The organism is Pseudomonas sp. LD120 (genome assembly GCF_009861525.1).
GTDB lineage: Bacteria > Pseudomonadota > Gammaproteobacteria > Pseudomonadales > Pseudomonadaceae > Aquipseudomonas.
In genome coordinates this window covers 1,420,805-1,440,246 of the sequence record NZ_WVHL01000005.1, presented here as the reverse complement: position 1 = coordinate 1,440,246, position 19,442 = coordinate 1,420,805, and the positions used below count along the sequence as shown (strand labels likewise).

Sequence of the window (19,442 nt, the reverse complement as noted above, 5' to 3'; positions counted from 1 at the left end):
CTACCCTCGGATGACTCCGTCGATGCCTCTTGCTCGTCACCTGTTGTGCCTGATCACCCTGGGCCTGTCACTGGCCAGCGGCGCCCAGACGGCCATGGCCGCCGCGCCCGCCTGCCCGTCCAACGACCTGCCGACCTTCCTCCGGGCCTTTGCCAGCAGCCCGCAGCTGCAGCAGGCGTTCACCGATTCGCCGCTGATCGAACAACGCCCGGCCCGTGACGAATACGGACGCGAGATCACCACCCGGCACAAGCTGACGGGCGATACCCGGCACCTGCTGAGCCTGCTCGATCCACAGGCTCAGGCCCGTGCCGGGCTGCAATCTTTCTGGGAGAGCCAGACCCTGGTGCTGCATGACCCCATGGGCGACGTGGTCCAAGCCTTTGTCTTTCAACAGGGCGCCTGCTGGCAACTGGTACGGGTCGAGCAGTGGTCCATGACCGGCCTGCTCGACCAGGACGCCCCGGCCAACGAAACCGCCTTGCAACGGCAGATGCGCAAGGCCGATCTGTTCCTGGGCTACGGCGGCCGCGAGCAATACCTGTTGACCGGGTACTTCTTCGATCTGGGCCAGCAGCTTCTGCTGGACGCCGCCCGGCATGGCTCGGCCAAGGCGGCCGTGCAGGCAGTGAGCCTGGGCTACTCGGGCATGGCGCCGGCGCTCAAGCCCGGGGAGCCGGAAGAACTGCTGCGGCCTTATGCCCCGACCGATGCCGAGGCGGCGTTGATGTTGTCGATGTACTACTGCGATCCCCTCGGCGATGGCTCCGTCAATAAATGCCAGCAACCCCGCAAGTCCGAAGAGCTGGTGCTGCGCACCGCCCGGGAACTGGACTCGGCCACCGCCTATTACTACCTGGGCAGCGGCTACGCCGAGGGCCAGTGGGGCACCGCCGATGGCCCCCGGGCCCTGGCCTGCTACCAGGAAGCGATCAAGCGCGGCGACCTGAACAGCATCAGGCCCCTGACCTGGTGGACTAAAAAAGGCGAAACGCCCGCCGCCGGTGCCCAGTGCCTGCCGGCGCCGTCGCAGAGCTGAACCCGGAGCGGCGTGCCAACCCTGGGGCGGACAGGGCCGCGCAGGTTCATTGACTTTTTTTCACAAGAGTTTGATTGCCCCCGCGCCGCCTGATCGCGTTAATTGAGCCTTCACTCCACTCACCGACAGGCCGCCCCATGCCCCTCGTCCCTCTGGAACACGCCCTGTTGCCCGGGTCCCGGAAATGAACGCGCCGTTGCCGCGCCAAGCGGCACGCCTGCAGCAGGTGGACGCCATGCGCGGCTTCGCGCTACTGGGCATCCTGGCGGTGAACATCTGGTCGTTCGCCGATCCCTACTACGCCTCGCCGGTCAGCAACCCGGCCTACGCCAGCGACCTCGACCACCTGATCCGCTGGCTGGTGTCAGTGCTGTTCGAGGCCAAGTTCTACCTGCTGTTCTCCTTCCTGTTCGGCTACAGCTTCACCCTGCAGATGGCCTCCGCCGAGCGGGCGGGCGAACGTTTCGTGCCGCGCATGCTGCGCCGGCAACTGGCCTTGCTGGCCATCGGCCTGATGCATGGCGCGCTGCTGTTCTACGGCGAAATTCTCACCCTGTACGCGCTGCTGGGCCTGGTGCTGCTGGCCTTGCGCGGGCTGACAGCGCGGGTCGCAGCCATCCTGGCGAGCCTGTTGATCGGCGCCACGGCGCTGCTGATTCTGCTGTTTGGCATCGAGCTGCTGAACGCCGGCCTCTATACCGGAGCCGCCGACGGCCAGCCACTGCTCAAGGAGCTGGCCATGGGCGCCGATGCGCTGGACACCCTCAGCTACAACGCTGCGCATTTGCTGGAAACCGCCTCGGCCCTGTGGCTGCTGCAAGGGCCCAGCACCCTGGCGATGTTCCTCCTGGGCTATGTGGCCGGACGCAAAGGCCTGCTGGTGGCGCCCGAGCGCTTTGCCGCGCGGGTGCCCAGGCTGCTGGCCCTGACCCTGCCCATCGGCCTGGGCGGCGCCCTGCTCTACGGTTACTGGAGCGCCTACGCACCCGGCGGCGGGCTGGAAGTCATCGGCTACGGCATCAGCCAAGTCAGCGCACCGCTGCTCTCGGCCAGCTACGCCATGCTGCTGCTTCGGGCCTTCGACTCGCCTCTGGGCCAACGCCTGTGCCAACGCCTGGCGCCGCTGGGGCGCATGTCATTGAGCAACTACCTGCTGCAATCGCTAATCCTCTGCCTGTTGTTCACCGGCTACGGGCTGGGGCTGATCAACCACCTGCCGCCGCTGTGGATTCCCCTGCTGGTGATCGCCATCTACCTGTTGCAAATGCAACTCAGCGCCCTGTGGCTACGCACTCATCAGTACGGTCCCTGCGAGTGGCTGCTGCGGGCGGTGACCCTCGGTGCCTGGCCGCACTGGCGCAAGCGCGCGCCGGCTTAAATCAGCCGCAGACAGAGGTGGATATCCTCGGGCTCGATGCGCAGCAGCGCAGGGTTCGGGACGGCCAGCAGTTCACAGCCCAGGCCGGTATAAAAATCCACCGTGTGCCGCGACGGCGTGGCCGACACGTAAAGGCCCTGGGCGCCCATGGCCAGGGCCTGCTCCCGGGCCAGGGCGAACAGCTGCCGGCCCAGGCCAAGGCCGCGATAAGCCAGGCTCACATGAAGGAATTTCAACTGCCGCAAATCCAGCCCGGCGCACTTGATCGCCAGGCAATCGACCACCGCTGCCGCCACCAGCACCTCAGCGTCGAAGATCCCGTACAACCAGCCGCCACGCTGGTAACACTGCTGCAAGATCAGCGCGTCATGCTCAGCCTCGCCCTCCGGCCAGCCGCTGACCACCTCATGCTGGGCATAGCTGATCAGACGGCCATTCTGCACACGGTAGAAGCCGTCGATGACTTCGGCGCGGTCGATCCCTTTAAGGCGCGGGATATCGTTTTCGGTGAGGGCACGCGGGTGCAACATGAGTCCGGTTCCTGATGCGTTTCAAGTGGTTACCAATGGACACAAGCTAAGCGTTTTTTTGCCCTGGGCGAACCGTTTATTCTACCGAGCCTCTATTTATCGTCCGCTGCGTTTGGCCAATGGCATGGCCGGACCTCACCTCGCGCCCCCCCTGGTCAGCCAGGAGCCGCTGACGAGCCCAGCCTCCCCCACAAGGTTCATCTATGCACCGCAGGCACCTCCTCAAAGCTTCCATGGCCCTGGCGGCCTACACCGGCCTCTCGGCCAGCGGGCTGCTGGCCGCCCGAGCCTGGGCTGGCGCCGCTGACGGTGACGCCCAGGCCTTCGATTTCGAGCGCCTCAAGGCTCAAGCCAAGCAGTTGGCCGGCAACCCGTATGTGGACACCAAGCAAGTGCTGCCGCCAACCCTGGCGACGATGACGCCGCAACACTTCAACGCCATCCGGTACGACGGCCGGCACTCGCTGTGGCATCAGTTGGACGTGCAGTTCTTCCACGTCGGCATGGGCTTCAGGCAGCCGGTGCGCATGCACAGCCTCGACCCCAAGACCCGCCTGGCCAGGGAGGTGCACTTTCGCCCGTCGCTGTTCAACTATCAGGACACCAGCGTCGACACCGCCCAGCTCAAGGGCGACCTGGGCTTTGCCGGGTTCAAGCTGTTCAAGGCCCCGAAACTGGACAAGCACGACGTGGTGTCCTTCCTCGGCGCCAGCTACTTCCGCGCGGTGGACGCCACCGGCCAGTACGGACTCTCGGCCCGGGGCCTGGCCATCGACACCTACGCCAAGCGCCGCGAGGAGTTCCCCGACTTCACCCAGTTCTGGTTCGAGACCCCAAACCAGGACAGCACCCGCTTCGTGGTCTACGCCCTGCTGAATTCGCCGAGCGCCACCGGTGCCTACCGCTTCGACATCGACTGCCAGGCCGAGCGCGTGGTGATGGACATCGACGCCCACATCAATGCCCGCACCGCCATCGAGCAACTGGGCATTGCACCGATGACCAGCATGTTCAGTTGCGGCACCCATGAACGGCGCATGTGCGACACCATTCACCCGCAGATCCACGATTCCGACCGCCTGGCCATGTGGCGCGGCAATGGCGAATGGATCTGCCGCCCACTGAACAACCCGGCGACCCTGCAATTCAACGCCTTTGCCGACAAGGACCCGAAGGGCTTCGGCCTGGTGCAAAGCGACCATGAGTTCGCCAGCTATCAGGACACCGTGGACTGGTACAGCCGCCGCCCGAGCCTGTGGGTCGAACCCACCACCGCCTGGGGCGAAGGCAGCATCGACTTGCTGGAAATCCCCACCACCGGCGAAACCATGGACAACATCGTGGCCTTCTGGACCCCGAAAAAACCCGTGGCCGCCGGCGACTCCCTGAACTACGGCTACCGGCTCTACTGGAGCGCCCTGCCGCCGGTGGGCACGCCGTTGGCGCGAGTGCATGCCACCCGCTCGGGCATGGGCGGCTTCGTCGAAGGCTGGGCCCCGGGCGAGCACTACCCGCCAGTCTGGGCCCGACGCTTTGCCGTGGACTTCACCGGCGGCGGCCTCGACCGCCTGCCCGCCGGCACCGGCATCGAGCCGGTGATCAGCGCCTCCAACGGCGAGGTCAAGGATGTCAGCGTCCTGGTACTGGACGAGATCAAGGGCTACCGCATCCTCTTCGACTGGTACCCGACCAACGACAGCGTCGAACCGGTGGAGCTGCGGCTGTTCATCCGCAGCCACGACCGCACCCTGAGCGAAACCTGGCTGTACCAGTACTTCCCGCCGGCGCCGGACAAACGCAAATACCCGTGATTCTGCGCTGAGAGAGCCAGTCGCTGATCGTGGCGAGCAAGCTTGCTCCCGCTGGGGCGACTGGTCGCCCCCAATGGCCGCCACCACCAGATACCAGGCGCAAGCCCCGCACTCAGGTTTTACGGCCGCTGCGCGACCGAGCGGGAGCAAGCTCCCTCACCACTTAAGATGCAAAAAAACGCCGCTTTATCTTGAGATAAAGCGGCGTTTTTTATCCCCAGTCGCTAATCGCGCAAGTCCGACTCATGAATCGGCTGATCCCTGTGGGTGGCCCGCTGGTATTGCGCCGGCCAGATCGCCTTGCGCCCGCCCAGGTCATCATCGGCATGCAGCGGCCAGTACGGGTCGCGCAACAGCTCACGAGCCAGAAAGATGATGTCCGCCTGACAGGTACGCAGAATGTGCTCGGCCTGGGCCGGTTCGGTGATCAAGCCCACAGTGCCGGTGGCCATCCCCGACTCCTTGCGCACCCGCTCGGCAAAACGGGTTTGATACCCGGGCCCGATAGGAATTTCGGCATTGGCCGCCGTGCCACCGGACGATACATCGATCAAATCCACGCCCAGGTCCTTGAGCCGTCGCGCCAGTTCCACCGTTTCGTCGGGGTTCCAGCCGTCTTCCACCCAGTCGGTGGCCGACACCCGGACAAACAGCGGCAGCTCTTCGGGCCAGACCGTCCTCACGGCCTCGGTCACTTGCGACACCAGGCGAATGCGATTTTCAAACGAGCCGCCGTACTGGTCCTGGCGCTGATTGCTCAAGGGTGACAAGAACTGATGCAGCAGATAGCCATGGGCGGCGTGCACTTCCACCACCTTGAAGCCCGCCTGCAGCGCACGTTTGGCGGCATCGACAAAGGCTTGGATGATTCCGTCAATCTGCCCTTGGTCCAATTGGGTCGGTGCCGTGTGCTGCGGGTCAAAGGCGATTCGCGACGGTCCCACCGGGACCCAACCACCGTCCTCGGGCTTGAGGCTACCGGACTTGCCGAGCCAGGGCCGATGAGTACTGGCCTTGCGCCCGGCATGGGCCAACTGAATGCCGGCCACGGCGCCCTGGGCAGTGATGAAACGGGTGATGCGCTGCAAAGGTTCGATCTGGGCGTCGTTCCACAGCCCCAGATCCTGGGCGGTGATGCGGCCCTCGGCGGTGACCGCCGTGGCCTCGGTGAACACCAACCCGGCGCCGCCGACAGCGCGGCTGCCCAAGTGCACCAGATGCCAGTCGTTGGCCAGTCCGTCCACCGACGAGTATTGGCACATGGGCGACACCGCGATGCGGTTGAGTAAGGTCAGTTGACGAAGGGTATAGGGTTCAAGCAGCAGACTCATGGGGCACCTCTCGGTCAATGGTCAGGCTCCAGGGTTCTGTTTGAACGGTCGACAAGTGACGGCGAAGTTGAGCGCCCGCCCCCCCGCGGGTAGAAGAATGACAAAAGGTCACAAGGCCAATCAGACAGTGCTTAGAGACTAGTCGACAACACTGCCGCCAGCAGGGTTCCTGATGATTGCCCGGGCAAAAACCTTGCGCCCTAGGGCCACAAACGCCAGCCGCTGCGGCGGGGCAGCGACTGGCGGCGCGTCAAATCGCAGGGCTCCTGCGATTGCCATCGAGCAAGGCCTCCACCCCGCCACCGGCCATCTCCACCGAATGCACCAGTGACCAGATCAACCCGCGCTCCTCGCCGCTGGCGTATTCGGTGATTTCATCGGACACCTCCTCGGCGGCCTTGAGCAGCATGGCAACGTGGAGCAGCGTGTCTTCGGTACTGATGCCGGGGCGCACAGCGAAGAGGTTATCAGGCCCAGCGGGGCCGGCCACGGTGGGTTTCAGGGTTGCGATCAACGAGCCTTTTACGCCAGTGTTGGCCAGGACATGGCGCACGGTTTCATTGGCCAGATCGTGGTCTGGATTACGACGGGAAGAAGGATCGGAAACGGGTGGATCGGGGACGATCTTTTTCATGGGGCAGTTCCTTGGAATGGAGCCACCACCCCACGCGGCTAAACGTAAGGGTGACAGTGGTACGCGGGTTAGCAGACCGCTCCAAGGAACCCGGTGCGCCCAAGGGCGCCCCACGCACAGCCGCCATAACAGAACTCAGCAGGCAGGGGAGCCAACTGGGCTCACGGCAACATTCACGTGTCTGGGTATCAGGCTGCTAAACCCGATCACTGAACATTCAGCGACGATCCGAGCCTAGTGAGCCGCCCCCCCGCCGCAAGCGCCGGAGAGTGTCTCGGAAACCCCTTACAAAAAAAGAGACATACCACCGCCCCGCTTTCCCAAAATCCGGCAAAACCAACCGCATCACCTACTGCCAGTCAGTTAAGGACAAGCACTGTTCTTGCTCGCTCTAGCGTTGAGCTGATCGGCAGTACCGGCCTCAACGCGGTTCGATATGGGCAATCATCAACTGCACGGTTTCCTGGCCGCGGAACTCGTTGAGGTCGAGCTTGTAGGCCAGTTCGACCCAGCGGATGGTCGGGTTGGGCCAGACTTCACGGTCGATGCCGAAGGCGATGCCGTCCAGCTTCAGCGAGCCGCATTCGCTGCGCAGCACCACTTTCAGGTGACGCTCGCCAACGATGCGCTGCTCCACCAGCTCGAACACGCCATGGAACATCGGCTCGGGGAAGTGCTGGCCCCAGGGGCCGGCGTGGCGCAGGGCGCGGGCCAGTTCCAGGTGGAATTCTTCCACCGCCAGGGTGCCGTCCGACAGCAGGCGCCCGGTGAGGTCTTCTTCGCGCAGCTGGCGCCGCACTTCTTCGTCGAAGGCCTCGGCAAAGGCCGGGAAGTTCTGCTCCGGCAGCGACAGGCCGGCGGCCATGGCGTGGCCACCGAACTTGCTGATCAGTTGCGGATGACGCGCGGCCACGGCGTCCAGGGCGTCGCGGATATGAAAGCCCGGCACCGAACGCGCCGAGCCCTTGAGCATGCCCTCGCCGGCATCGGCAAAGGCGATGGTCGGCCGGTGGTAACGCTCTTTCAGGCGCGAGGCGAGAATCCCGATTACCCCCTGGTGCCACTCGGCGTCGAACAGGCACAGGCCGAACGGCATGGATTCCACCGGCAGTTCCTTGAGCTGGGCCAACGCTTCGCGCTGCATGCCCTGTTCGATGGATTTGCGGTCCTGGTTCAGCTCGTCGAGCTGGGCGGCCATGGCCCGGGCCGCCGAAGCGTCGTCGCTGAGCAGGCATTCGATGCCCAGGCTCATGTCGTCCAGGCGTCCGGCGGCGTTGAGCCGTGGGCCGAGGATGAACCCCAGGTCGGTGGAGGTGATACGCGAATGATCACGCTTGGCCACCTCGAGAATCGCCTTGAGCCCCGGCCGCGCGCGACCGGCGCGAATCCGCTCCAGGCCCTGGTGCACCAGGATGCGGTTGTTGGCGTCCAGGGGCACCACGTCCGCCACGCTGCCCAGGGCCACCAGGTCCAGCAGCTCGCCGATGTTCGGCTGCGGCCGGGTTTCATAGCGACCCAGGCTGCGCAGGCGCGCGCGCAGGGCCATCAGCACATAGAAGATCACCCCGACCCCGGCCAGGGCCTTGCTGGGAAATTCGCAGCCCGGCTGGTTGGGGTTGACGATGGCGTCCGCCGCCGGCAGTTCATGGCCGGGCAAGTGGTGGTCGGTAACCAGCACTTGCAAGCCTGCGGCCTTGGCCGCGGCCACGCCTTCGACGCTGGAGATGCCGTTGTCCACGGTGATCAGCAGCTGCGGCTCGCGCTGCAGGGCCACGGCGACGATTTCCGGGGTCAGGCCGTAGCCGTATTCGAAGCGGTTGGGCACCAGGTAATCGACGTGGGCCGCGCCCAGCAGGCGCAGGCCCAGCACGCCTACGGTGCTGGCGGTGGCGCCGTCAGCGTCGAAGTCGCCGACGATGAGGATGCGCTGGCGCTGGTTGAGGGCGGTCACCAGCAGGTCCACCGCGGCGTCGATGCCCTTGAGCTGCTGATACGGGATCAGCCGCGCCAGGCTCTTGTCCAGCTCCTCCACCGACTGCACGCCCCGGGCGGCGTAGAGGCGGGTCAGCAGTGGTGGCAGATCGCCAAGAAAGGGCAGGACGGCGGGCAACTCACGGGGTTCGATACGCATGGGCTAGCAGCAACTTCTCTGGGGGGACGGTGGATCGTTCAGGGGCAGCGCGGGCAATCAGCCGCGCTCGCCCAGCAGCCATTCCAGCTGCACTTCATGCTGGCCGCGATCGTCGGTGACGAAGATCGTGCCTTCGCTGATCATCACGTCCCACTTGATGACGCGCGGCATGTCCTTGGCCAGGGTCTCGAGGACCTCCTGGGGCACGCCGGCGATGTTGAGGTTCTTCAGGTTCTTCACCGCGTCCACCACCCGGGTCTGCCAGACCCGCAGGCTGCCGTAGGCCAGCAAGCTGGTGCGCTCGGTGCGGCGCGAGCACCAGGTCAGGCGATCGGCGTCCGGCTGACCGACTTCGATCCAGTGCAGGACGCGGTCATCCAGGCTCTTTTCCCACAGGGCGGGTTCATCCACATCCGACAGACCCCGACCGAACGACAGGTGCTCGTTGTACCAGAAGGCGTAGGCCAGCAGCCGCACTGTCATGCGCTCTTCGGTTTCCGAAGGATGACGGGCGATGGTCTGCTTGACGCTTTCGTAGACCCCGCGGTCGAGGTCGGTCAGGTTCAGTTCAAATTTGTAGGTGGTGGACGGCTGGGCCATGTGCGGGCTTCTTGAGTGTGCGAAAAGGCCGCAAGTCTAACCCGAAACCTGCCGCCCTGCCCGAGCGCTGACCGGTCAACAAACCCAGGGATGACATCCTCTGAAATGCATTTGCTCGGTAAAGTCGGTTGCCAGCCTGCCACCAGGGTTTTATAACCCCCGCGCAAATCGGCTGGCGCGCACCGCGCCGGCGCCGCCGCTCAATAGAAAAGGACGTCCATGGCCATCTTTGCCACCCTTCTTGTCATCGTGTTGATGTTCAGCGCTCTGGCTTTATACACCCGCAGAAAAATCGCCGAACAGCGCCTGGGCCTGGACATCACCCCCAATCTCACCGCCCATATCAATCAGACCCTGCTGCTGAGCAAGGCCGAACCGCTGCTGGCGCAGAAACTGGCAGAGCGCTTGCCCGGCGAAGCCCGGGAACTGGCCTTGCAACTGGTGGTCAACGAGCTCTACCTGGCAGGACACAGGGCCCAGGCTCAAGAGGTATACCGGCAACTGCCGCCTCACGCCCGGGAGTACGTGCTCAATACCCTGATCGAAACGCTGCTCGACACCGACGATACCCGAGCCTGCCTGGAACTCCTGGAGAACTGGGGGGAAGCCCTGCCCAGCTGGCCGCTGCTGCAAGTGCGTATCCTTCAGGCCCGCGGCGAACAGGCCCAGGCCCTGGCCGTACTGGGCGAACTGAGCGATCCGCGCCAAGCGGCCGCCCAGGAACGCCAGAGCATCGGCAACCTGCTGATCCTGGCGCGCCTACAGCATCAGGCCGGGATGCAGGATGCGGCGCTGGCCAGCGTTGAGCAGGCGTGGTCGGCGTTTGAAGAAACCAAAGAGGGCCATCGCCAATCGACGCTGCGCAGCCTCTTCGAAGCCTGCGCAACCCTGGGTCAGTTCGACACGATCCTGACCCGGGCCGCGCCATTGCCGGCAGAAGAACAGGCCCAGGCAGTCGCCGCCCTGATCAAGGCCGCTCAGCTGGACTCAGCCCTCAACCTGCTGGCCCCCATCAACGACGCACTCTACTCCACCACGTACAGCGAACTGATGGACCTGACCCTGGCCCTGCCGCCGATCGATAACGCCCTGCGTCTGCTGGACAAAGCCCCCGACCAGGATCGCTACAGCCTGCTGCTGAGCCTGCTGAACTATGTGGCGACACAAGGCCAGACCGCAGAAGCCGAAGCTCTGCTGCTGACTCTGGAACCTGAACCGAGCCAGCATCCCGGCCTGATGCTCAGCCTGTGTGAACAGCACCACGCCACCCAGCCGCAATGGGCCGAGGCACTGCTGGCCAAGGCGCTGCAACAGATCGACGGCTACAAGAATGACCACGAGTTCTGGAGCGGCATACGCATGCAGGCCCTGCGCACCCAGCTACAGCTGCAAAGCCGGCTGCCGGCCCATCGCCGGGACAGCTGGCTGGTACGCAGCGGCCTTGAGGAATTGCACAGCCTGCACCAACAGGAGGAAGGCGAACAGCAATTGCTGTGCATTGGCGAGCAGACCAAGCTGCTGCACGACCTGGGGCAGACGGCCCAGGCCAGGACCCTGCTGGAGCAAGCCCTGGCATTGCTGGACAGCGACCGCCTGCCAGAGGTCGATGAGATGGACAAAACCTTCTACCTGGAGGACATCGCCAGTGCCTACCTGAGCCTCGGCGAGGCGGAACCGGCCCAGGCCCTGCAGGATCGATTGCACAGCCTGGAGGCCGGCAGTCGCTGCCTGGAAGAGGACCTGCTGCTCAATCACATCGAGCACCAGCGCTTCGCCCAGGCCATCGAGGCCCTGACCCTGAGCGTCCTGCTCAGCGACAAGAAGCCTCTGTCACGCCTGTATCAGGCCCTGGAAGAGCTGCACCAGCGTGCCCCCGAGCGCGCCACCGAACTTCAGCAACGGTTGATGGAGCGGCTGACCAGCGGCATGGCCATGCGCCCCTTTCAGGCGAACTGAGCCCCCCGGACTTATACCCGCCTAGCTGCAACCCGGTGGTCCAAGACGACTCCGTACCACGCGCCAGGCCCCGACCCGCAACAGAGGAATATGGAATCATGGAAGTGCTTATCATCCTGCTGCTCATTACCGGCGTGATCTCGCTGCTGGTGGTGTACTCCCACAAGAGCCGCAGCGGCAATGACCTGGGCATCACCCTGGACGAGGCAGCGCAGATCAATCGCGCGGCCCACCTGAGCGTCATCGAGCCGCAAGTGGCCTTGCAACTGGCACAGCGCCTGACGGGCAAAGCCCGGCAACTGGGGCTGATGCAAATGCCGGCGGCGCTGTACCGACAAGGCGACCAGGAGCAGGCCCTGGAGGTGCTGGCCGAACTCGATGAAACCTACCAGCCCATGGCACTGAACGAACTGCTCGGAACCTTGCTCGACAAGGAAGGCCCGCAGGCTGTGCTGAGCCTGCTGGAGCGCCTGAATCAGCCCCTGCCGACTGCGCCCATGCTGCGCCTCCCTCTGCTGGTGGCCAGCGGTGAACACGAGCAGGCCCGCGCATTGCTGATGACCTTCGGTGTCGAGCAGTTGAGCCAGGACTGCGTCAGAGAGCACCGGCAGTTGGCCGCCCTGCAACGCAGTTTGGGGCTGGCTGACAAAGCCGCCATCAGCCTCGGCCTGGCCTGGCAACTGCTACTGAAACAGCCGGCCAACGAACTGGAACTGCATGAACTGGAACAGACCCTGCTCGAATACCGCGCCCAGGGGCAGGACGCACAGTTCCCGGCCATGGCCGCGCAATTGCCCGAGTCGGCGCAAATCATCGTCGTGACCCTGCTGATGCAAGCCGGGGCATTCGACGCTGGGTTCGAACTGCTGGCGCAAAACCCTGAGCCCGACGACTACTTCGGCTATCCGCCATTACTCACGCTGATTCTGGAGGCCAACCGTCCGGACCTGGCTCAACAACTGATCGCCCTGGTGCCGGAAACCTATGCCAGCGAGCTGCTCTTGAGCCTGTTGAACTGGCATGTCGGGCGCAATGAAATGGCCGAGGCCGAGGCGGCCTTGCAGGCCTGCGCCGTCTCGACCCCGCAGCGTATCTGGTGCCTGGTCTGTCTCTGGGGCACTTACGTCGAGGAACACTCGCAATGGTGCGCCCATCTGCTGGAGCAAGCCTTGCGGGCACTGGAAACCTTGCGTGGCGATGAGCAATGGCCGTGGTTGCGCCTGCTGGTCCTGGAAAGCCAACTGCGGGTCCAGGCAGACCTGCCGCGCCTGCGCCGCGACAGTTGGTTGATCCGCAACAACCTGGAGGAAATGGCGCGTCTCAACTCGCAGCTCGAATACGCCGAACGGCCGATGAAACTGGCGTTGCAGGCCAAGCTGCTACACGACCTGGAACAAACCCGACAAGCCGGCGAACTGCTGGAGCAGGCTGTGCAAGCCCTCGACGACGAGCGGCAAAATGCGCCGCTGGCCCCCGCGGAAAAAACCTTCTTCCTGGAACAGCTGGCGCTGAGCTACGTCTACATCGACGACCAAGCAAAAGCCGCCGAGCTAAAGACCCGCCTGGAACAGCTGGCGGCCTATACCAGCCAGTTGAGCCTGGCCATGGTGCTGAAACATATCCACCAGCAACGTTTCGAGGAAGCCATTGCCGGCCTTGAACTGCGCAACCTGTTTATCGGCGAAAACCCGGTGCAGCAGTTGCATCTGGCCCTGGAAACCATGAGCCAGAGCGCCCCGGAAAAAGCCCATGAACTGCGCCAGAAGCTGATCGACAGCCTGGCCGCCGAGAGCGCCTGGGGTTACCCGAACGCCGCCTGAGGCCTCATTGAGGCCAGCCGCTGCCCGCCTCAACGCGGCGCGTAGCGGCTCCAGAGTTCGTTGAACACCTTGAGATAACTGGCCACCAGTTGCGGATGGTCGATCACCAGCAGGTTTTCTTCATTGCCGGTGGTGGCGCTGCGGGTCCAGTTGAAGCTGCCGTTAAGCAGGGTGCGGTCGTCGAACACGGCAAATTTGTGGTGCATGTGGAACGGCGTGTCGTCGATCCGTACCGGCACTCCTAGCTCGCGCAGTCGGGCGATGTCGCTGCCGACGTCGAATTGTTTTTCACTGTCGCTGATCACCCGCACCGCCACGCCACGCTGGTGGCAGGCGTAGATCTCGTCGCTCAGTTGATCGTCGGAAATGGTGAACACGCAGATCGCCAGCGTGCGCCGGGCCTGACGACAGAGGTCGCGGATCTTGCGCCGGCAGTCTTCGCCAGGGCTGAAGTGGGCACTGGCCATGTCGCGCACCGGGGCGGCGTGCGTGTCCAGGGTCTTGATCACCTGCTCCAGCCACTTCAGCGCCGGCAGTACATGGGCGCTGTCGGCCAGGCTCAGTTCGCGTACCAGATCGAAGGCGCGATTACGCATGTAACGCACCTGATCGAGACTGAGCTCACTGCCCAGTTGGCGCAGTTCGTTGCGCTCTTCGTTGCTTAGTTTCAGGTCCAGCAGGCTGTCGCGCAGTTGCTGGTCCAGGTGGGCAAAATCCATGTCCTGATCCTTGGGTTGTCGCCGGCGAGCCGGCGGCTGCACAGGCTGTGTGAAAACGTCACGAGTGAAGGCAAGACAAGGCAAAAACAGGCGAGGAACGGCCAGGGTCGCGCTCGACTTTACTGGCTGTAAATGAGCACTCCGATCGGACTCGCACACAAGCCTGTTTTTAACGCAGTACTGCCAAACGCAGTAGTTTTCACACCGCCTGCTAGGGTTGGGTGTCCTTGAGGGTCGGGACATCACCGTGGCTGAGCATGCGGCTCAGTTCGTCAAGACGCTTGGCGATGTCGCCGATGCGTTGGTGGCCGTGCAGGTCGATGTCGATCTTCTTGTGCATCACCTGGATCAACGGCAGGAAGCTGGTTTCCAAGTGCTCGGCGAGGTTTTCCAGCACATCGCGCACGCCCGGCTGTTCCGCCGGCCGGGCCAGGCCGCGCACGCCTTCCACCAGATCGTTGAGCTGGGCCACGACGCGAGTGCCAACATCGCTGTCGCTGCCGCCCATGGAGCGGTTGCGCACGAAGTCGCGCTTGATCCGGGCCCAGCGCTCGCTCTGTTCCGGGGTCTGGTTGCCGCGCAGCTCGGCGAGCTTGAGCAGGTTTTCCTCGGCGCCGGTGGTCAGCAGCTGGGATTCGCCCTGGTAGTGGTCGGCCAACAGTTGCAGGAGTTCGGCGTCGTTCATCACCGCCGAGATCTTCTCCGCCATCTTGTTCATGTTGCGGTAGCTGCCCTGCAGCTTGAACGGCGGCTCGCTGCGGTACTGGTCGGCCTGGGCGGCGCTGGCGATGTACTGCTGGTTGACCCGTAGCACCACGTCGCGCACCTGCATCAGGCGTTGCAGGGTGGTGGTGATTTCGTTGATCTCGGCGCCGCTGTAGCTGTGGCTCAGTTCGTTGCTGGAGAAGGCCTTGCCTTCGGCCTTGGCGACGAAGCGGTAGACGTCCGCCATGTCGCGGGTGGCCAGGGGCGCCAGCACCGGGTTGGAGGTCAGGCCGTTCTCGATGTAGCTCAGGGCGAAGGCTTCCTGCATGCCGCCCAGGGTGTCGCCGAGGTTATAGATGTCGGCCCGGTTGGCCAGCATGTCAGGGATCTTGAACACCTCGCCGGACTCGGTGTACGGGTTGCCCGACATCACCACGCAGAACTTCTTGCCGCGCATGTCGTAGGTCTTGGTCCGGCCTTTCCACACGCCTTCGATGCGTCGGGTGCCGTCGCACAGCGAGATGAATTTCTGCAGGAACTCGGGGTGGGTGTGCTGGATGTCGTCGACATAGAGCATCACGTTGTTGCCCATTTCCAGGGCCAGGTTGAGCTTCTCCAGTTCCTGGCGCGAAGTAGCGTCCGGTGCCTGGGCCGGGTCCAGGGAACGCACCTGATGACCCAGGGCCGGGCCGTTGATCTTCATGAAGATCAGGCCCAGGCGGTGCGCCACGTATTCCATCAGGGTGGTCTTGCCGTAGCCCGGTGGCGAAATCAGCATCAACAGGCCCATCAGGTCGGTGCGCTTGTTCTCGCCCACGGTGCCCATCTGTTTGGCCAGGTTGTCGCCGATAAAGCCCAGGTACACATCGTTGATCAGCTTGTTGCGCACGAACGAGCTCAGCGGCCGCGGCTTGAATTCGCTCAGGCGCAGGGCCGAGCGCTCACGCGCGATGATCCCCTGACGCAGGCTCTGGTAACGCTGCAGACCGGGCAGGAACTGCTCGCGGTGGGCCCGCAGGCGGGCAAAGAAGCCGTCCACCGTCAGCGACAGGCTGCGCTCCTGGATACGCGGGTGTTCGCCCATCAGGTTGTCGACCAAAAACCGCAGGTCGACTTCGGTGACGCGCTTGGCAAAGTCGTTGCCCAGCAGCGACAGGGCCACCGCCTCGGGCACGTAGTCGAGCCACTCGGCGAACTCGCCCTCGGCGCACAAGGCCGACAGCCAGTTTTCGGTCAGCGCCCACTGCGCCGCCGGGCGCTGCGCCAGACGCGCCAGGGCCTGTTGGTAGTCGTCCCACATCCGCGCGCCTTGCAGGCGCAAGGTCAGGGCTTCCTGGAGTTGCTTGGCGTACTTGCTGAAAGTGAACTCGATACGCTCGGCGGCCAACTCCTGGACCAGGTACTCGGCCGCTTCAGGCAGCAGGTCGACGGCCAGAGTGAAGGCGTGCTGCTGGTGCCAGTCGCGCAGTGCCAGGAGGATTTCTTCCTGCAGTTGCAAGAGGCCTTCGCGGCGCCCGAACAGTTGCTGGATATGCCGGCTGGTACGCGCCCGCTCGACCCACTGCTGAGGTTGCGGCTGCGTCTGCTGGCGGTCCCAGTAGAGCGCGGCAAAGGCACGGGCCGCGGCGCCGAAACGCAGGAGCCCGGCGCTGTCGCGCAGGGGCAGCAACTGCACAAGAATCGCCGCTGCGTCGTGGTCGTGGATACCCTTTTCGTAGCCTTCCTTGTAACGCGGCGCAGCGAAATCGCGGATCACCCGGGCCAGCTCATCAGGCTGGGCCAATAGTGATTTGAGGCTGTCCAGGCTCAGGCCGTCACGGCCCTGATCAGCGGCGTCCAGCACGTGTCCGGCCAGGTACTCGGCGCGGTACAACTGGGCCGATTCCGACTCCAGGGCCACCTGCCAGAAGTCGCGCAAGGCTTCCAGCTCGGGGTCGCGCAGGGGTTCGAGGAAATCCGTGCCGGTCAAGTGCAGGTGCAGTTCATCGCCCCGGGGCATCAGGGTCAGGTCCAGCTCCTGGGTGTTGACGCTGAAGCGATGACGCGGCCCCAGCTTGATGACGTTGCCGCCCTCTTCAAACAGCTCGGTCTTGTCGCGCAGGGCCCGTACGGCCTGATCCCGGGCGCCCTTGAGGCGCGACTCGACATCGTCGGCCTTGACGCTGTCCTTGAGCTCGCGCAGGCGCTCGGCCAGCTCCCGCAACTTGAGGATCAGCGGGTCGGCGGCGAAGAACGCATTGAGTTCTTCGGCCTGGGTGAACTTGGCGGTGCGCCGGCCGAGGCTGTCGAGAATCCGCCGCGCCGCGTCCAGCAGGCCCTGGGCCTTGCGCTGGCGCTCATCGAGCAGCGATTGCTTGTGGGCCTCGAAGGTTTCCAGCAACTCCTCGCGCTTGCCGAGGATGTCGCCGAGGAACTGTTCGTGATCGCCAAAGCGACTCTCCAGTTCTTCAAGCTGCACCAACAGGCGCGACAGTTGCTCGTCACAACGTTCGGGGTCCTGGGCCTGGGCCAGGGCGTTGGTGATGCCCTGGCTGAAGAGTTTGAACTGGGCCCCGAACTGGGCCACGGTCTCGGTCGAACCCAGGGCCTTGCGGCGCTGTTCGGCGCGGGCCTTGGCCTGGTTCAGGCGGGCGTAGATCTGCGAGATGGATTCGATGATCCGGGTGCGCTGGGTGGCGTCGTCGATCTGCAACGAGGCCATCAGGCTCGACAGCATGTCCAGGTCACCGGCCATGGCTTGCAAGGCGGCCAAGGGCTCGCTGAGCTGGGCCACGGTCTCGGCTTTCTGCGCCTGGGCGTCGAGGGTTTCCAGCTGGGTGACGAAGGGTTGCAGGGCCTGGTCGCTGGCGAGGAAGGTCGCGGTGCCGGCGGCGGTGCGTTCCTGGGCCTTGAGCAGGTCGGCTTCCATGGCGTCGATGCGCGCCACGTCGATGTAGCGGTAGTCGCGAATGGTCAGCAGCAGGCCGCGCTGGGCGGTGATGCCGTTGAGCGCATCGACGAAGCTCTGCACCTGGTCCCAACTGTCCACCAGCAGACTGTCGAGTAGGGCTTTCTGCTTGGCCTCAGCGGCCACCATGGCCTGGTCCGACTGGCGGCGGATGCTTTCGACTTTCTCGTACTCATCCAGCACCAGCTCAGAGGTGGAAGCCACCTCGCGCAGCAGCGGTGCCAACCCTTCAAGTTCGGCGCTGCCCAACCAGTGGTAGACGTCGAACAGGCGCCGGGTGTTCTGGCACAGCAGTGAATAGCGCTGCACCGACACCGACGGGGTGTCGATCTCGCGGCACAAGTCGTACAGATCGGAAACGCTGCGCACCAGTTCGGCATTGCCGATGCGCCCCAGGAAGCCGCTGCGGGTCGGTTGTCGCGCGGCGAACTCCTCGGAGAAGAATGGCGTCTGCCAGACCTGCATCGGATGCACCCGGGTCGGTTCTTCGCCTTCGGCGGCGAAGATCACCATGCGCCCGTCTTCCAGGCGCGCATAGCCGTGGCCGAACAGCGGGTTCTGCAACTGGCGGTTGATCATGTTGTAGGTCAGCAGCACCGAGCGGCCCTGCTCCGGGTGGTAAAAGATGTACTGCACATCTTCACCGTTGGGCGAGCGCACCGAGCGCTTGAAGCGCATGCCTTCCATGGACTGTTCGAAGGTCTTGTACTCGCCGCTCTGCAGGTAGTAGCCGCCGGGGAAAATGATCCCGTGATCTTCCGGCAACTGCACGCAGGCCAGGCCGATGGCGTCGATGCGCTCCACCTGGCGGGTCAGGCTGTTGAACACCAGGTAGCGCCACTGCTCTTCGCGGTACGGCAGGACCTTGAGCAGGATCAGGCTGCCCAGGCGGACGAATTCGATCTGCGAATCGTCCAGGGACTGGGTCTTGTCCAGCACCTCTTCGCGGTAGATGCCCAGGCCCGACTCGGTGTTGTTCTCGACCTTGATGGTCAGGTCGCCACCGAGGGTTTCGACGAACACCGTGTCGAGGATATTCAGGTGCGGGAAGCGGCCTTCCACCACCATCTCGCGGGTGGCCTTCTTCCATTCGAAATCGAAGGGCGCTGGCAGGGCGATATCCCGTTCACCGCGGTTATCGATGTAACGCACGTCTCGGCCGTCCACCGAGATCGACCAGCGAAACACCCGCACATCAGTGACCCGTTCGCCAATCTGGAAACTGGCCAACAGCTTGCCGTCACGGATCGCCAACTGCAGCAGGCGGGTGTTCTTGTAATAGGTGTAGAGCTCGTTGAAATCGTTGAGGAAGCCCTGTGCCGCCAGAAAGCTGTCTTCCAGCGCCACCGGCTCGGCTTCGTAGCCTTCGCCCTCTTGCACCAGCCGGTAGAGGGAAAACACGTCGTCGACGCGGGTTTCCTTCTTCAGGCCGATAAATACGTTGTAGCCGAACAGCAGGCAGTCACCGACTTGGACAATGTCCCGGGCGATGCAGTTGTTCTCGGTGCGGATACGCACCCGCCCGACCACTTCCATGCGGCTGTTGCCGAACTCGTCGAGACGCCGTTGGTTGAGGCTCTCCGTGGTGGCCCGCAGGCGTTGGCCCTGGTCCAGCAGGCGCTTGTGCAGCACCTCATAGGCGCCGCCTTCGGCGACGGCCTTGTCCAATACGTCCTGTGGGGGAGTTACGACTTGAGCGTCCGACATCGTGGCCTTCCTGGATCTGCGGCGGTGTGCAAAAAAACGGGCTCCTCAAACCTCGGGCCCGGTGCCCGACACGGGCCGGTAGCCGCTGCCGCGGGCTGCGTGCTTGAGGGCCCGAAGGCCCTCAAGGGCTGCGC

General features: G+C 64.3%; 12 protein-coding genes. 5 read left to right on the top strand and 7 right to left on the bottom strand.

What is annotated here, in order from left to right; all coding sequences use genetic code 11:
• Positions 1 to 22: 22 nt before the first annotated feature.
• Together PLD_RS20845 and PLD_RS20840 are read left to right on the top strand one after the other, a co-directional pair.
• Positions 23 to 1,039, top strand: a complete 1,017-nt coding sequence (locus PLD_RS20845; RefSeq protein ID WP_256674705.1) for a hypothetical protein — start codon at positions 23 to 25, stop codon at positions 1,037 to 1,039.
• A gap of 184 nt (positions 1,040 to 1,223) precedes the next feature.
• A complete protein-coding gene (locus PLD_RS20840) occupies positions 1,224 to 2,417 on the top strand; it encodes a DUF418 domain-containing protein (RefSeq protein ID WP_159896033.1) in 1,194 nt (397 codons plus the stop codon).
• On the opposite strand, the gene PLD_RS20835 is transcribed toward PLD_RS20840, so the two are convergent.
• Complete coding sequence (locus tag PLD_RS20835) at positions 2,414 to 2,947, bottom strand: GNAT family N-acetyltransferase (RefSeq protein WP_159896031.1); 534 nt, start codon at positions 2,945 to 2,947, stop codon at positions 2,414 to 2,416. The genes PLD_RS20840 and PLD_RS20835 overlap by 4 nt on opposite strands.
• A 203-nt stretch (positions 2,948 to 3,150) precedes the next feature.
• Here PLD_RS20835 and PLD_RS20830 point away from each other — a divergent pair, with 203 nt between their 5' ends.
• On the top strand, positions 3,151 to 4,758 hold the full coding sequence (locus PLD_RS20830; protein WP_159896029.1) for a glucan biosynthesis protein D: 1,608 nt from the start codon (positions 3,151 to 3,153) through the stop codon (positions 4,756 to 4,758).
• A 224-nt stretch (positions 4,759 to 4,982) separates the two neighbouring features.
• Here PLD_RS20830 and PLD_RS20825 read toward each other — a convergent pair whose 3' ends face one another.
• From PLD_RS20825 to PLD_RS20810, 4 genes are all read right to left on the bottom strand, one after another.
• On the bottom strand, positions 4,983 to 6,089 hold the full coding sequence (locus tag PLD_RS20825; RefSeq protein WP_159896027.1) for an NADH:flavin oxidoreductase/NADH oxidase: 1,107 nt from the start codon (positions 6,087 to 6,089) through the stop codon (positions 4,983 to 4,985).
• A 250-nt stretch (positions 6,090 to 6,339) separates the two neighbouring features.
• On the bottom strand, positions 6,340 to 6,723 hold the full coding sequence (locus PLD_RS20820; RefSeq protein WP_159896025.1) for a hypothetical protein: 384 nt from the start codon (positions 6,721 to 6,723) through the stop codon (positions 6,340 to 6,342).
• Positions 6,724 to 7,144: 421 nt separating this feature from the next.
• Complete coding sequence (recJ, locus tag PLD_RS20815) at positions 7,145 to 8,854, bottom strand: single-stranded-DNA-specific exonuclease RecJ (protein WP_159896023.1); 1,710 nt, start codon at positions 8,852 to 8,854, stop codon at positions 7,145 to 7,147.
• A gap of 57 nt (positions 8,855 to 8,911) precedes the next feature.
• The gene (locus PLD_RS20810; protein ID WP_103289938.1) at positions 8,912 to 9,454 is read right to left on the bottom strand and encodes a YaeQ family protein; all 543 of its coding nucleotides are present in this window, start codon (positions 9,452 to 9,454) and stop codon (positions 8,912 to 8,914) included.
• 219 nt (positions 9,455 to 9,673) lie between these two features.
• On the opposite strand from PLD_RS20810, the gene PLD_RS20805 reads away from it, so the two are divergent.
• The gene (locus PLD_RS20805) at positions 9,674 to 11,410 is read left to right on the top strand and encodes a hypothetical protein (protein WP_159896021.1); all 1,737 of its coding nucleotides are present in this window, start codon (positions 9,674 to 9,676) and stop codon (positions 11,408 to 11,410) included.
• Between the two features lie 98 nt (positions 11,411 to 11,508).
• Positions 11,509 to 13,230: a hypothetical protein gene (locus tag PLD_RS20800; RefSeq protein WP_159896019.1), complete on the top strand. Its 1,722-nt coding sequence runs from the start codon at positions 11,509 to 11,511 to the stop codon at positions 13,228 to 13,230.
• 29 nt (positions 13,231 to 13,259) lie between these two features.
• On the opposite strand, the gene PLD_RS20795 is transcribed toward PLD_RS20800, so the two are convergent.
• Positions 13,260 to 13,949: a phospholipase D-like domain-containing protein gene (locus tag PLD_RS20795; protein WP_159896017.1), complete on the bottom strand. Its 690-nt coding sequence runs from the start codon at positions 13,947 to 13,949 to the stop codon at positions 13,260 to 13,262.
• Between the two features lie 211 nt (positions 13,950 to 14,160).
• On the bottom strand, positions 14,161 to 19,308 hold the full coding sequence (locus PLD_RS20790) for a DNA repair ATPase (RefSeq protein WP_159896015.1): 5,148 nt from the start codon (positions 19,306 to 19,308) through the stop codon (positions 14,161 to 14,163).
• Positions 19,309 to 19,442: the final 134 nt, after the last annotated feature.

Bases quoted from the DNA above. Each gene is read 5' to 3' on its own strand.
- PLD_RS20845 (WP_256674705.1), top strand. From the start codon at position 23: ATGCCTCTTGCTCGTCACCTGTTGTGCCTGATCACCCTGGGCCTGTCA.
- recJ (WP_159896023.1), bottom strand. From the start codon at position 8,854: ATGCGTATCGAACCCCGTGAGTTGCCCGCCGTCCTGCCCTTTCTTGGC.
- PLD_RS20835 (WP_159896031.1), bottom strand. From the start codon at position 2,947: ATGTTGCACCCGCGTGCCCTCACCGAAAACGATATCCCGCGCCTTAAA.
- PLD_RS20825 (WP_159896027.1), bottom strand. From the start codon at position 6,089: ATGAGTCTGCTGCTTGAACCCTATACCCTTCGTCAACTGACCTTACTC.
- PLD_RS20795 (WP_159896017.1), bottom strand. From the start codon at position 13,949: ATGGATTTTGCCCACCTGGACCAGCAACTGCGCGACAGCCTGCTGGAC.
- PLD_RS20790 (WP_159896015.1), bottom strand. From the start codon at position 19,308: ATGTCGGACGCTCAAGTCGTAACTCCCCCACAGGACGTATTGGACAAG.
- PLD_RS20840 (WP_159896033.1), top strand. From the start codon at position 1,224: ATGAACGCGCCGTTGCCGCGCCAAGCGGCACGCCTGCAGCAGGTGGAC.
- PLD_RS20830 (WP_159896029.1), top strand. From the start codon at position 3,151: ATGCACCGCAGGCACCTCCTCAAAGCTTCCATGGCCCTGGCGGCCTAC.
- PLD_RS20800 (WP_159896019.1), top strand. From the start codon at position 11,509: ATGGAAGTGCTTATCATCCTGCTGCTCATTACCGGCGTGATCTCGCTG.
- PLD_RS20820 (WP_159896025.1), bottom strand. From the start codon at position 6,723: ATGAAAAAGATCGTCCCCGATCCACCCGTTTCCGATCCTTCTTCCCGT.
- PLD_RS20805 (WP_159896021.1), top strand. From the start codon at position 9,674: ATGGCCATCTTTGCCACCCTTCTTGTCATCGTGTTGATGTTCAGCGCT.
- PLD_RS20810 (WP_103289938.1), bottom strand. From the start codon at position 9,454: ATGGCCCAGCCGTCCACCACCTACAAATTTGAACTGAACCTGACCGAC.